Consider the following 13,777-nt stretch of genomic DNA (forward strand, 5'->3'; position numbering starts at 1 on the left):
CCTATCAGCAAAAAAACGGGGTTCCGCTTTTAAGCAGACCACCGTTTTTTGCATATCCGTTACAGGTTTTTCGCTTTGAAGGTATCTCCACCTTCGATCGTGCCGCTATCAAAACCTTTTTGGAACCAACGCTCCCGTTGTGCCGATGTCCCGTGGGTGAAGCTTTCCGGTACGACATATCCTTGTCCTTTTTCTTGCAGCGTATCATCCCCGACAGCATTCGCTGCCGTCAACGCTTCTTCGAGATCCCCTTCTTCGAGTAAGTTTTCACCTTGCGCATGGTGTGCCCAGACGCCGGCATAATAATCCGCCTGTAGCTCGAATCGAACGAGGTACTTATTGAATTTCTCCTCACTCATCTGTTGTCGCAGTGGCATGATCTCGTCTGACTTTCCGAGTAACGTCTGGACGTGATGCCCGACTTCATGGGCAATGACATAGGCCATCGCAAAATCGCCCGGTGCCCCGTACTTTGTCTGCAGTTCATCATAAAAGCTTAAATCGATGTATAATTTCTGATCACCGGGACAATAAAAGGGACCGACGGACTTCCCTGCTTGTCCGCAAGCCGAACTGACTTGATCCGTATATAAGACGAGCTTCGGTTTTTTATAGGTTTTGCCATCCTCTTTGAATTCTTTCGTCCAGACGCGTTCCGTATCCGCTAAGACAACGGAAACGAAATCCGCTGCTTCTTTTTCCTGTGCTGTTTCTTCGTACGTCGTATTTTGCTGATCTCCGCCGGTTAAGTCTCCGAGTAATTCAGCTGGATTACCGCCCATCAAGGTGATGACGATCAGCAGGATGATTCCGACACCACCACCGATGCCGGCAATTCCTTTCCCTCCCATTCCCCGTCGATCCTCGACGTTTGAACTGCGTTCTCTTCCCTTCCATTTCATACGCTTTCCCCCTACTCGTTTCGTTGTAGGTCTTTACCCGAAAGCGTTCGTCCGTAACGCTCCGTCTTAGGATGGACGTTACTTCTCGTATTCATTGCTAAAATAAGTACATCCATTTCTAGGAATATCGCCCTCCTGTAGAGAAGAAGTTCAGCACGGATTTTCGCAGAAAGGAGTTGTCCGATGCACTCGTTCCGTCAACGTCTCAAGAACTTCATGTATACGTATCGTAAGGACATCCTCGTCCTATCTGGTATGTTTTTATTCATCTTAGCTTATAGCTTCCCATTGTTTCGTTCTGGCATGGTGACGTTCAGCGACATGTCTTTCGGACTGTCCTCCCATCGCTATTTAGAAGAAATTTATGGGGCATGGAACAACCGCTGGAGCACGACGACGCTTCTGAATGTCGCACGACTGCTCTACATCCTACCGTTTTATCTACTCAGTCTATTGTTTGGCTCGTCCGGTCCCGTCTTGATCAAGTCATTCATCATCGGACTGTTGACGATCTCTGCTTTATCGATGTTCGCTTTTACGAAACGACTCCATTCCGTTTATGTCTCGAAGCACTTTTCTTATCTCTCACTGATTGCTTTCGCAATCGCCGCGTTATTTTATGCCTTAAATCCGTGGGTGATCACGCGGATTCAACATATCTATCTATTATGTGGGTATTCCGTCTTCCCTTACGCTTTGATGTTGTTCTTCAATATCTTCGACCCAAAGTTTCGGGAACAGCTAGATCCCGGTTTTCGCTTGTCTGATCGGTTGAGTCGACGGACATGGATTGATATTACCGGACTGTCGATCGTCTTTGCCTTCATGGCGGCGGGCATTCATTATTTTTTCTTCTCGCTGATCTATATGGGCATCATGGTCGGACTCATTTTCTTAAAGACGAGTTGGACGCGTCGCAAAGAACGGATGTGGTCACCGTTACTGTGGTTTTATGTTCGGGCGACCTGTGCATTTGGTCTCGTTTTTCTGCTGTTCAACGGCTATTGGTTCTTGATGTATGTCGGCTCGATTCTGACTGGCTCGCAAGCCTCACAACATAATATCAATGTCTCTGATACGTTGATGTTGTTCAGTCGACACTCGAGCTGGACGAATGTTTTATTTTTGACGAGCTACTGGTGGCCGATGTTTGATTTGACGACGTTACCGCTGACGTTTTGGATTGGTGGTACCACCACCCTTTTACTCATCCTACTAGGAGCTATCGTCGCCTATCGCCAACCAATCCATCTGTTCTTTAGTCTGCTTGCGATTCCGCTGATTGTCTTTGCGACCGGTACCCATGAACAAGTTGCCGATGCGTTCGTTCTATTCGTGACGAAGACACCGTTGATCGGTGCGATGTTCCGCGACCCAAATAAGCTGGTTGGTCTCTTGATGGTCAGTTATAGCTTGTTGCTCGCCGTCGGATTAAATGCCGTCTTTACCCGCGCGTCCCGGACGATTCCCTTACAGCTGTACCGAATCGTTTCGATCGTCGGAACACTAATTGTCGTCGCCTGCTTTTTCCTCCCTTACCGGACGGTCTACATGGAAGGTTTTTATCATCCAGTCAAGATGCCTAAGGAATACACCACAATCCAAGATGAAGTCGATGGGAAGTGGTTGCAGTTCCCGATTGCGGACGAGATGACGCAACCGAGTACCGGTATCGCAACCCCACGCTGGAATCAAAATCCACGAAAAGGTGGCGAAATCAAGGCGACAGGTGACGTACAAGTCTATACGTCGGCACACGATACCGTCTTTCATCATGAAGGAGCATCACCGACGATTGGTTACATGATGACGTTCATGCAATATCTACTCGACACCGGTCGATCGGAACAAGCCGGTCAGATTGCAAAAGCATTCGGATTGAAGCAATTCGCCTACCGCGATGAATATACTGGGATGAAAGATCGACAGGACTTCAATCTAAAGGTTCTACAGGAGCAACGTGATCTCGTACAGACGAAACAAGTTGGCCTGTTCACCTTGTTCGACTTGATTGCACCGCTTGATACCCGGACTGTTCCACAATTGGTGTTGACCCCTTATGGACTCGAACGGTCAATCAGTTATCCAACACTGGATGGATACGATCTCGGTCGCCAATCGATTTTGTATGCGACACAAGCCCATCAGGACAGCCTCTCCTGGATGAAACAGGGGGATCTTGTCGAGATGATCGAGGAAAACGACCTCGTTCTCAGCCAGGTGCCGGAAGAATACTACTGGAAACCGTTCGATGCGATCGACTCAGCGAACGCTTTCCTGAACTGGGGGAAAACGTTTCTCGCGAACAATGACTGGCGCTGGTATTTACGGACGCAAGGCATGACGAATCCGTCGTTTGACCTCGACTTTGGAGACGGAATTGGTCTATCGTTTGCTTCTGCCCGGATTGACGCCCCGGTCTACAAATTAGATGGCTTAAAAGCGAAACAAGTCGCTTCCTTTAATTCGATGCTTGAGGATGAGACGTTCTTTAAAGCCGATAATCCGGACATCGTCGACTTATCTCCAAATCCGATGTCAAAAGATAATGACTTACCGGTCCTCCACGCCGAAGTCGCAGAAGGTGATCCAAAATACATCTGGCAAGTCGCGAAATCCGGTAAGTTGCCGGCACGACCGAATAACGCCTACCGCTTTGATATTACAGCGAGCGGTCGTGGGGTCGACCGGCTCCACGTCAAGGTCCGGTTCTTTGATGCGAAGGATCGCGAGCTGAATCAAACGTATGTCGTCGCTCCGCGTGATTCCGGTGATGTCGACGCGATCCACTTGCAAGGTGAATATGTCACACCACGAAACGCAAAAACGATGCGGATTGATCTACTCAGCTTCCAGCGCCCCGAGCGGAAAACGTATTGGTGGGTCCATGATATTAAAATATTCAGCTATGAGGATTATATGATTCCGAATACGTTTACGATGACGAAAAATCTGCCAGCCGGTCGTTACGCTGGTTTTGCTCGCGTACTGTTGAATCAAAAAGGCGGGCAACTCGATCTGACCTTTAATAAACGAGGCGTTACGATTCCGACTCAACAACGATCCGGTGCCAAACTCGCTTGGGTTCCGCTCGGTTCGTTCACGATACCGACCGGTCCTGCGACGCTCAGTGTGACGAACACGGAAGGCTTTAATGCCATCCAAAATATTGTTCTGATACCGGAAGAAAAGCTGACCGCTTTACGAAAACGCGTCGACGATACGCTCGCTTTCACGAAGACCTTAATGGTACTCGAGGCAGAGACCGGATTCGACTACACAGGGCACTTGCAGTCGGAACGAAACTATCCTGGACTGAGCTTTGGGAAAGGAATCGCTGCGCAACGGGGACGTTTACAACGTTCGATCGATATTCGCGAAGCGACCGATTATCAGCTCCAATTGATGTTGACTCCGCCACCAGGCAACGATGGTCGAATCACTGTCAAAATCCGAGACGGAAAGCAGGTCGTCTTCGAACGCGCTTTGTCTCGTGCTGATATTCTAAATGGTCAAAAACATCAACAGCAGATCGGGAATCAGACGGTGACGTATGATCCGCTACACTTAGCATTTCCGTACCGGATGACGAAGTTGAGTGATGTCTACCAGACGCTGTACGACGTCAAGTTATCCGATATCCCACTCAAGAAGGGACGTTATCAGTTAGAACTATCCTATGCGAGTAAGGTACCGTCACTCGTCGAGTGGAAGGATCTGCACAAGTTCGACCCGAACGAGATCGTCACTGATAAAGCCCTCGCCGCTCCGGAAGCAGCAGCAAATTGTGCGACGTGTGTCTCGATCACGGACGATATGTTCGACGCGAGTGAGACCGAAGACGGCTATACGATTGATTATGAACCGACCTGCTCGTGTGATTGGTATATTTATGCCTCGCAAAAAATGAAGGTGAAACCGGATCACGAATATTTGATCCAGTTCGACGCCGTCAGCAAGAACGTTCGTCAGCGACACCTTAAAGTGTATTACCTGGATAAAGATGATCGTGTCATCGGTACAGATTTCATCAATGAAGTCGAAGAAAAGAAAAAGAAGCAGTGGAATCATTATGAACAAATCGTCATTCCACCGAAGAAGACCGTCCGGATGCAGTTGCATATCTGGACGCGCGGAAACGAGAAAAAGGCTGGGCAGTTGCGTCTGAAAAATCTCGAAGTGCTACCGTACGATCAACTGATTCTAGTCGATCAACTTGTTCTCTCCGAGCAAAGCGAGATGTTGTTCGCAACAGAACCTGCGCGTGCGCTTGACGTCGATGCCTCACAGATGGGACGGGATATAAAAAGCGATGCGCCACTCGAGCGCTTCACGGTCAACGATTCTCCGACACCGTTATTTAAACTCCAGACAGATCAGGAAACGATGCGTGGTGACACGGCATTAAACGGAGTTAGTCAGTTGTATCGTTCGAACGAAAAGACGGCACATGTGACCGTCGTGTTGCGTCCGATTTATTACGCCGGACTGACCATCCTCGTCTTAGCGCTCCCACTTAGTATCTTGTTGATTTATTTCATGACAAGCAATCGTGGTCTGGCTGTGCAACAACGCCTATCGTCCGTGTTCAAGCAACGTCTTCCTCGTCTGAAACGAAAACAGAAATAGTTTATCTAAAAAGCTAAAAGGACAATGGAGACCCCTCGGATCCCCATTGTCCTTTTCATTTGACCGGTACTTCGTCTTTCCGGTGGCGCTGATACAGACTGACCATTGTTTTTAAGAAGGCGACGGAATCCTTGACGAGATTGACGTGCGATCCTTCGCGTTCGATGCAGGTCACAGGCTGTTGATAGACCCGTAAGCGTTCTTTTTTCGCTGCATACATCAGCTCCAAGTCAATCGCAAGACCACTCTCGACGTGTAGATAAGGCAACAGGCGATGAACGACACGACGGTTGATGATCTTCAGACCGGTTTGCGAATCCGTCACCCCTTTTGGCAGGAAGAAGCGTGTCAGATTCCGTTTGCCGAAGCTCATGAATCGACGGACAGCTCCCCGGTCTTCAATCGTCAAATCCTTCGTTCCGACGACGATGTCATAATACCCTTCCTGGGCAATCGTCAACAGACGGGCGATGTCTTCGATCCGAAACGAATTGTCCGCATCGACGAAGACATAATAATCACTTGAGATGTTTTTCATCCCTTCAATGAATAGACCGGCTTTTCGTGTATTCTGCTCGACTTGATGGACTTCAAGATAGCCGACGGTGAATAATGTATCCGTCGCTTCCATGACGATCGAACGATACTCCTGTAAGAGTGCCTTCGATCGGTCAGATGATGCATCATCAAAGAAGTTGATCGAGGCATGGATATAATCTTCGCTGATGAAGGTCGCAAGTGACTCCAAAAAATCTTTTACGTAATTAAAACGTTTCTCTTCGTTAAATATTGGCAATATAAAGGCTATAGTATCCTTTAAAATGGGATATTCAGGATGGATGATATGCTGGATTTCCGCAAATAATTCATTCGGATACGCGGGACGGTAGGAAAAGAGCCGTAACATACCGTCGCCTTGGACCAAATGATACGGAAAATCACCTTTTCGTCGAATCGCTTCTTTGACCAGCAGAATCTTTGATCGGGGACGTGTCGAACGAATCTGATTCGCGATGGCCAGCTCATCTTCACGTGTTTCATAATCAACGATATACAGTAAAATCTCATGCGTTTCCGCTTCCTGAATTTCTGTAATGGCAATTTGTTGGAAAGAAGCAGGACATTTCCCTGGTTGTGTATAAAAAAGAACAGGATAATAGGAAATCAGTGATTCGTAAGGAATCTGACGAAAATGATCCGTGAACACAGCAATGTATTCTTGACTCATAAGGCTCATCCTTTCCATGGAACAACTCTGACTGGTGGGAGGTGTACTGATGACAAGCTTTATCCAACGACATGCTGTCCTCTTAATTTTTCCGATTCTTGATGTGGCACTGAATCTCGTCAACTATGCCTATCACTTATTACTGGCTCGCGAACTCTCTAGTGCTGTTTACGGATTGCTCAACGCCTATTTAGCGTTCTTGGGTCTTTTACTGATCATCGGTAGCGCCTTACAATGGACCGTCACCCGGGACCACAGTCAACAAAAAACAAATGATTACAAAAATCTCAGTATACGCATTTTAGCGATTACAGGATCTATCTTACTTATTTTACTTTATGCATTACCCTATTTCCTGCCATTTACCAAAATAAACCTTCTGATTGTTTACTTTATTGTCGGTTTCCACATTCTTCTGTCCTTTCGCCGTGGTGTATTGCAAGCAACTGAACGCTTTTATGCACTCAATCTCTCGTATTACATCGAATCCGTCGTTAAAGTCCTAGCCACCTGGCTTTTGATCCAACAAACGAATGTCACCTATGCGCTCATTTTCATTCTGCTCGGTATGATTGCTTCCTATCTGTTAAGCCTTACGCAAGTCGCCTTTCCAGTTAGTAGCGGACAGATGCAAGCCGGCGGACTTCTCCACATGATTCATACACAGGTCGTCATGACCCTATTCTTCACACTCGATAGTTTGCTTGTCACACGCTATTTTCCACAGCTAGCAGGAGATTATTCCGTTGCTTTACGATTCGGTCAACTGCTGTTGTTCGTTGCACTCTCCCTGGCACAGCTGTTGTTGCCACGTTTAAGCCAAAAGAGCCAAGAGGACTCGTTCCATCTTTGGGAACGCCGTTTTTACGGTCTTCTCCTGAGCGGTCTTGTTTTTGCTGTTCTCATCTACTGGACAATCGTTCCATATCTGATTCCTCTATTGTTCGGTGATGGTTATGAAGCGGCAACACATTACATCAAATATATGGTTTTTGTCTATGCCGGTATTACCCTGATCCAGTATGAGGCCCTCGTTCAGTTTTCGCTTCATCGAACCGGTTACCTCAAAGGTTATTGGCTAATTCTCATTCTGTTTGCCATCGTACTGACGACGTTGCACGCAACGATTGAAACATGGTTACTTGGTCAGGCATCTGTCTTCCTGATCAGCGCCGTCGTACTACGCTTCACCTTGCCGCGACACCCTGATTTAGTGAAGGAGGTATGACATGAAACCCCATCTACTTTTTTTATCTTGGCGGGACATCAAACATCCAAAAGCCGGCGGTGCAGAGGTCTTTACCCATGAAATGTTACGTCGTGTCAGCGATGACTACGAGATCACACACCTCTCGCCTGCTTTTGACGGCGGGCACGATGTCGAATACCTCGACGGCATCACGTACATCCGTAAAGGCACATCGTTATCAATCGTTCCCTATGCTTTTTCTTATTATCAATCGCACGCTGCAACGATCGATCTCGTTGTCGATCAGATGAATACCCATCACTTCTTTACGCCACTCTATGTCCCACAGTCAAAACGTGCTCTCTTCATTCACCAGTTAACACGCGAAATTTGGCAAATCAATGTTCGACCACCCTTCTCGTATATCGGTGAATGGACGGAGACACCGCGTCTGAAGCTTTATCAAACCGGACGCGCCTTGACCGTCAGTCAATCCACGGCAGACGACCTGCTTGCTGTCGGCTTTTCCAAAGACGAGGTGACGATTTTACCGGAAGGTCTTTCTTTTACACCATGGCAAGAAGCCGACTGGCAACCAAAGGAAGAACATCCGACATTTCTATATGTAGGACGTATGTCTGCCTATAAAGGCATCAATGATGCGCTTCGAGCATTCGTCATGCTGAAACAGGAATATGCAGATGCCCGTTTCTGGGTCATCGGGAAAAAGGATGAGAACTATATCGCCCAGCAGCTTGATCCACTCGTTCCGGAAGAGATGCGAGCGTCCATCACCTATTTCGGCTTCGTCAGTGAAGAAGAAAAACTTAAACGGATGAGTCGTGCTACCGCTCTCCTCTTTCCTTCAAAACGAGAGGGATGGGGGCTGACGGTCAGTGAAGCCGCCGCTGTCGGAACTCCGACAATCGTCTATGATGCACCCGGATTACGCGACGCCGTCCAGTATGGGATGACCGGTTATATGGCAAAAAGTCAGACACCCGGTGCACTCGCTGCCGAGATGCGCGCCTGCTTACGTGAGCCGGAAGAATACGAAACGATTCGACTGGCCGGTCATCGGTTTGCGCAAACTCTGCACTGGGACCATACAGGTCAGGCATTCCGCCGATGGTTAGAACAGGAGCTATTACCCGTTGCACTAAAGGAGGATTACTCATGATTGGAATCGCGATGTCGACTTATGAAAACGAAGCCATCATTTCCGAAACGATTCGCTCTCTAAAAAGCCAGCAGGCTCCGTTCTGCTGTGTCATCGCAGATGATGGCTCAACGGATACGACCGTTGAGACGATCCGGCGACTGACAGACGGGGACGAACGTTTTGAAGTACTTGCCTTGCCACACGGGGAACGAGGCATTGCTCGAAAAACAGCAATCGACCGCCTCAAACAATTAGGTGTGCACTATCTATACATCATCGATTCAGACATGGTCCTCGAAGATCAACTTCTAAAGAGTTGTCTGCTCTATCTCGATGCCCATCCGGAAGTAGGTGCTCTCGTCATACCGGAGCTCGCATACAGTGATTATGCGAACTACTTCAGTCAGGTAAAGGTTTTTGAACGCAATCTGTTTAATGTCCCAAGTGATCAGCTCGATACACATACGATGGAAGCCGCACGCTTTTGGCGGCTCGACGCGTACATCGCTTCAGGTGAAATCAATCCGACACAAATCAGTTTTGAAGAGACGCAGCCGACGATCCGTTACTTGGAACAAGGTGGAGTCATCCGTCGCGCCACTTTTACACACGTGCGCCACAACGAAAAGCAGGTCGAATTAAACGACCTGCTCCGAAAGAAGCGCTATTACTTCGATGTGATGCCTGCGACGCTTGACGCAGAACAAGGTGGCTTCATGAAAGCCTTACGTCGCTGGTACTTTTTCCGCCCCGTTCTGTATCACCAGGCAAATTTAAAGAAGTATCGACGTCATCCTATTTTGACGATTGGTGTCATCTACATGTACCTGCGCCTCAGCTTTATTGGTGTCGAGTCTTTATTTTTCAAACGGGTTTCGTAATACTTCCGACGACTGATTGATACAAGATGTAGGTACCGAACTGCGTGGGGAATTCTAAACGCTCTATCTGGTCTTCTTCACGCACCTCTTGTTCGGAGTGACTAATGATCAAAGAGCGTTGACTGGCAATCGCTCCGTCTTCAAAAAATAAACAGTATGGACGATCTGAACTCAAAAGCACGCTCTCGAAATGGTTGACCAAATTGCGTTTCCGTTGCTTCGTTTCGACGACTTCATCACCAATGTTAGTCATGATGGAGAGTATTCGCTCATCAATTTTTAAAGGTTTTGTCATCATCCGACTGACATTTCCTGCATTTACTGCTGCGAGCAGCGTGTGCACCTGCATATAATCGGTCAACACGATTTGTTTCGTTAGTGGTGCACGTTGCTTCGCGATTCGTAATAATTCGACGCCGTCCATTTCTGGAAGTCGTAATTCCGTCAGTAAGACATCCACGTCGGATGCTGCGAGTTGCTCGAGTGCTTCTTCTCCCGATTTTGCCTCACAGACATCTTGCCCAGAAGCCAGCAATTTTCGACGCAAGATGTGTCGTGTCGGTTCATGAGAATCAACTAATAAATAAAGTGCCATATGTGATCGCCTCCATTTTGTTAAAAGAAAGGATGTTGAAAACATGTATATTCTCTTACTATCAGGTGGATCCGGAAAACGACTTTGGCCACTGTCGAACGATTTAAATTCGAAACAGTTCTTAAAAATTCTTGAAGATCGTGAGGGAAACAAACAATCGATGATGGAGCGGGTCTTCCAGCAACTCCAGGAAGTCGGCTTAGATGACCGGACCGTCATCACGACGACAAGCTCACAAGTCGATGCGATTGAAAATCAACTCGGTTTTCGAACGTCCATCATTCAGGAGCCTTCCCGCCGCGATACGTTTCCCGCCATCATGCTCGCAACGAGTTATCTCGCCGAGCGAATCGATTTAGAAGAGACCGTCATCATCATGCCGGTCGACCCTTACGTCGAACTTTCGTTCTTCGAGCGGTTCGACCAACTGGACCAAGCCGTTCAAGCGAATCCAGATGCATTACATCTGATGGGTGTCGAACCGTTGCATCCGACGTCTAAATATGGTTATATCATTCCGCAGACGGCAGAAACGATGTCCATCGTCGAACGCTTCCAGGAGAAACCGACGGTCGAGGTCGCAGCAACCCTGATTGACCAAGGTGCACTTTGGAACTGTGGTGTCTTTGCCTGCCGACTTGACTTTTTAATGCGGCGTTTAGAAGAACAAGATGTTCCAACGACGTTTGAAGCACTGCGTTCGGATTATGAGACACTGGAAAAAACTTCGTTTGATTATGCTGTCGTCGAGAAAACGGATGCTTTATTCGTTCATCGGTATGATGGCTACTGGAAAGATCTCGGAACATGGAACACTTTGACGGAAGAAATGCCACACCCACTTCACGGAAACGCCCGGATGCTCCACTCGACGAACACACATATCGTCAACGAGTTGCAGGTACCCGTGTTAGGCATCGGACTTGATAACCTGATCGTATCCGTGAGTCCGGACGGTGTCCTCGTTGCTTCAAAAGATGAAACGCCTGCCTTAAAGGACTACTTGACAGATGCGACACTTCCACCACAATTTGAATGGAAGCGATGGGGATATGCGACGATCTTACATCAACAACAATTAGAAGACGGACGGTACGCCGTCACCCGACGTTTGCATATCAAGGCACATCAACAAATTAGTCACCATTATCACGCACACACCGATTCGACGTGGAGTATTTTACAAGGACGAGCGGAGGCGTTGATTGATGGACAGTTGCAACAACTCGGTCCGACTTCCGTCGTCCACATCCCGCAAGGTGTTCCGCATACGCTGACAACCCTTGACGACTTGATCATGATTGAAATCAAATATTCCATCGATTGGACAGAACAAGATAACTATCCGCTACCGACGCCCCTCCGATCTAACCCTTGACTACAAGAACGACGCCAGATGAGGCGTCGTTCTTTTTAGTTCAAAAAAACTTCACTGGTCACGAACGTCACTGGACCTGTCATTTCAAAATCTCCAGCATGACGCGGGAGAAAGAACTGACTACCTTTTTGTAGATGTATATGTTGTTCTCCTTGACATGCTTCGCCTTCCCCTTCAATGACCGTCAACAAGCGAAAAACCGAATGATCCCGCAAGACATAACGCCCCGTCACATCATGGCGGATGATCGTGAAGGAAGGTACTTGTAAAAGTTTCGTCATCACGCCGCCCTCTTTTTCAATGGTTTCTAACTGATTCATCCACGGTTCATCTGGAATCGTCGTGACCGCAATGGCTTTTTCGACATGCAACTCGCGTGGTTTTCCATCATCACCTAGCCGGTCGTAATCATACAGACGATACGTTCGGTCACTCATCTGTTGAATCTCAAGAAGAACGATGCCGGGTCCTAACGCATGAATCGTACCACTTGGAATATAGTAAAACTCTCCTTTTTTTACACGTTGATGCCGTAATGACGTATGCCAATCCTTTTCTTGCGCACAACGGAATAGATCATCCCGTGTTTTTAGATTATGACCAAGAATGATTTCTGCATCGGGTGTGGCTTCTAGGATATACCAACATTCGTTCTTGCCGTATGGTTCTCCTTCAAGCCGTCGTGCTTCCTCATCATTCGGGTGCACTTGAACGGATAAGTAAGCCGATGAATCAAGCAACTTCACGTGCAATGGAAATGCATCGAGCAGATAATCACCAAACAGTTCCGTTCGATCCGTGCTCCATAGTTCATCTAGCGTCTTTCCTTGATAAGGTCCATCTAAGAAGGGCGTCCGACCACTTGCATGGGCGGAAGCCGTCCAACATTCTCCAATTTGCCCTTCCGGTAAATCAAACTGAAACAACGCTTCTAATCGTCGACCGCCCCAAATCCGTTCTTTAAAAACTGGTTGAATGGCATACATATCGACGCGGACTCCTCATCAATCCGGAGTGACGCTTCACCTCCATTATGTTTAGTTACCTCTTTATACCCATTTACATGTATATATTATCCAAGTGAAGGTGAATTGATGCATAAAAAAACCAGGTCACAGATGTTTCTGCGACCTGGTTTAGAAATAAGTTACGATCCGTCATTCATAAGTTGATTTGTTCAATGATCGTCTGCGGATCAACGCGCTTTGTATAATCCGATGGTACTTCTGCAAAACGAATCACACCGTCCGTATCAATAATGAACGTCGCCGGTTTCGGTAACTGCCAATCCTCATTTCCGTTGTGTTTTGCTACATCAAGTCCCGATGCCTTGTAAATCTCGATCAAGTAATCTGGCAGGTCGAACACTAAATCAAATTGGCTTGATACATGTAAATCAACGTCACTCAAGACAGGGAAACTTAACGCATTCTTATTTGCTGTCTGCTCAGCAAATTCAGGTGTCTCTGGACTGATCGCAACGACGGTCGCTCCCTGAGCACGGATTCGGTCGATTTCCCGTTCGTACGCGCGAAGCTCGAGATTGCAGTACGGACACCAGCCGCCCCGATAGAACGTTAAGATGACAGGACCTTGCTCGAGTAATGTCTCGATTGCCACCGGCTCCCCTGATACATCGGGTAACGTAAAGTGTGGAATCGTATCACCGACCCCTAAACCTTTAGCGATACCGGAAGCAGCGAGTTCAGCTGTCGCTTCCGCCATCAAACGTTGTTTTTCAGCAGGTGCCTTTTGTCGGAATTCCGATTGATACTGTTTGATTTCTTCGAGTAATCGTGTCATGTGTTCTCCC

General features: G+C 47.6%; 10 protein-coding genes. 5 read left to right on the forward strand and 5 right to left on the reverse strand.

Annotated features, from left to right (window positions below; all coding sequences use genetic code 11):
* Window positions 1-59: 59 nt before the first annotated feature.
* On the reverse strand, window positions 60-902 hold the full coding sequence (gene ypfJ, locus ACRPK8_RS09440; protein ID WP_432238002.1) for a KPN_02809 family neutral zinc metallopeptidase: 843 nt from the start codon (window positions 900-902) through the stop codon (window positions 60-62).
* 183 nt (window positions 903-1,085) lie between these two features.
* Between ypfJ and ACRPK8_RS09445 the strand changes: the two genes are divergently transcribed.
* The gene (locus tag ACRPK8_RS09445) at window positions 1,086-5,531 is read left to right on the forward strand and encodes a hypothetical protein (RefSeq protein WP_432238003.1); all 4,446 of its coding nucleotides are present in this window, start codon (window positions 1,086-1,088) and stop codon (window positions 5,529-5,531) included.
* A 55-nt stretch (window positions 5,532-5,586) separates the two neighbouring features.
* On the opposite strand, the gene ACRPK8_RS09450 is transcribed toward ACRPK8_RS09445, so the two are convergent.
* Window positions 5,587-6,759, reverse strand: a complete 1,173-nt coding sequence (locus tag ACRPK8_RS09450; RefSeq protein WP_432238004.1) for a glycosyltransferase — start codon at window positions 6,757-6,759, stop codon at window positions 5,587-5,589.
* Window positions 6,760-6,808: 49 nt separating this feature from the next.
* On the opposite strand from ACRPK8_RS09450, the gene ACRPK8_RS09455 reads away from it, so the two are divergent.
* The 3 genes from ACRPK8_RS09455 to ACRPK8_RS09465 are packed head-to-tail and all read left to right on the forward strand — an operon-like array spanning window position 6,809 to window position 9,991.
* Window positions 6,809-7,987: a hypothetical protein gene (locus ACRPK8_RS09455; RefSeq protein ID WP_432238005.1), complete on the forward strand. Its 1,179-nt coding sequence runs from the start codon at window positions 6,809-6,811 to the stop codon at window positions 7,985-7,987.
* A gap of 1 nt (window position 7,988) precedes the next feature.
* Window positions 7,989-9,128 carry a glycosyltransferase family 4 protein gene (locus tag ACRPK8_RS09460; protein ID WP_432238006.1) on the forward strand — a complete coding sequence of 380 codons (1,140 nt, stop codon included), beginning with the start codon at window positions 7,989-7,991 and terminating at the stop codon, window positions 9,126-9,128.
* On the forward strand, window positions 9,125-9,991 hold the full coding sequence (locus ACRPK8_RS09465; RefSeq protein ID WP_432238007.1) for a glycosyltransferase family 2 protein: 867 nt from the start codon (window positions 9,125-9,127) through the stop codon (window positions 9,989-9,991). The genes ACRPK8_RS09460 and ACRPK8_RS09465 overlap by 4 nt, the downstream gene beginning before the upstream one ends.
* On the opposite strand, the gene ACRPK8_RS09470 is transcribed toward ACRPK8_RS09465, so the two are convergent.
* Complete coding sequence (locus ACRPK8_RS09470) at window positions 9,975-10,586, reverse strand: response regulator (RefSeq protein ID WP_432238008.1); 612 nt, start codon at window positions 10,584-10,586, stop codon at window positions 9,975-9,977. The genes ACRPK8_RS09465 and ACRPK8_RS09470 overlap by 17 nt on opposite strands.
* Before the next feature lie 43 nt (window positions 10,587-10,629).
* On the opposite strand from ACRPK8_RS09470, the gene ACRPK8_RS09475 reads away from it, so the two are divergent.
* Window positions 10,630-11,964, forward strand: a complete 1,335-nt coding sequence (locus ACRPK8_RS09475) for a sugar phosphate nucleotidyltransferase (protein ID WP_432238009.1) — start codon at window positions 10,630-10,632, stop codon at window positions 11,962-11,964.
* A gap of 35 nt (window positions 11,965-11,999) precedes the next feature.
* Here the strand turns inward: ACRPK8_RS09475 and manA are convergent, their stop codons facing one another.
* Together manA and ACRPK8_RS09485 are read right to left on the reverse strand one after the other, a co-directional pair.
* Complete coding sequence (gene manA, locus ACRPK8_RS09480) at window positions 12,000-12,950, reverse strand: mannose-6-phosphate isomerase, class I (protein WP_432238010.1); 951 nt, start codon at window positions 12,948-12,950, stop codon at window positions 12,000-12,002.
* Between the two features lie 175 nt (window positions 12,951-13,125).
* Complete coding sequence (locus ACRPK8_RS09485) at window positions 13,126-13,767, reverse strand: peroxiredoxin-like family protein (RefSeq protein WP_432238011.1); 642 nt, start codon at window positions 13,765-13,767, stop codon at window positions 13,126-13,128.
* Window positions 13,768-13,777 lie beyond the last annotated feature (10 nt).

The sequence above is a fragment of the Exiguobacterium sp. TDN 0502 genome (assembly GCF_050846835.1).
GTDB lineage: Bacteria > Bacillota > Bacilli > Exiguobacteriales > Exiguobacteriaceae > Exiguobacterium_A.

What these genes read in the sequence shown, in the direction of transcription:
- ACRPK8_RS09465 (WP_432238007.1), top strand. Translation starts at nt 9,125, where the DNA reads ATGATTGGAATCGCGATGTCGACTTATGAAAACGAAGCCATCATTTCC.
- ypfJ (WP_432238002.1), bottom strand. Translation starts at nt 902, where the DNA reads ATGAAATGGAAGGGAAGAGAACGCAGTTCAAACGTCGAGGATCGACGG.
- ACRPK8_RS09475 (WP_432238009.1), top strand. Translation starts at nt 10,630, where the DNA reads ATGTATATTCTCTTACTATCAGGTGGATCCGGAAAACGACTTTGGCCA.
- ACRPK8_RS09455 (WP_432238005.1), top strand. Translation starts at nt 6,809, where the DNA reads ATGACAAGCTTTATCCAACGACATGCTGTCCTCTTAATTTTTCCGATT.
- ACRPK8_RS09460 (WP_432238006.1), top strand. Translation starts at nt 7,989, where the DNA reads ATGAAACCCCATCTACTTTTTTTATCTTGGCGGGACATCAAACATCCA.
- ACRPK8_RS09485 (WP_432238011.1), bottom strand. Translation starts at nt 13,767, where the DNA reads ATGACACGATTACTCGAAGAAATCAAACAGTATCAATCGGAATTCCGA.
- ACRPK8_RS09450 (WP_432238004.1), bottom strand. Translation starts at nt 6,759, where the DNA reads ATGAGTCAAGAATACATTGCTGTGTTCACGGATCATTTTCGTCAGATT.
- manA (WP_432238010.1), bottom strand. Translation starts at nt 12,950, where the DNA reads ATGTATGCCATTCAACCAGTTTTTAAAGAACGGATTTGGGGCGGTCGA.
- ACRPK8_RS09445 (WP_432238003.1), top strand. Translation starts at nt 1,086, where the DNA reads ATGCACTCGTTCCGTCAACGTCTCAAGAACTTCATGTATACGTATCGT.
- ACRPK8_RS09470 (WP_432238008.1), bottom strand. Translation starts at nt 10,586, where the DNA reads ATGGCACTTTATTTATTAGTTGATTCTCATGAACCGACACGACACATC.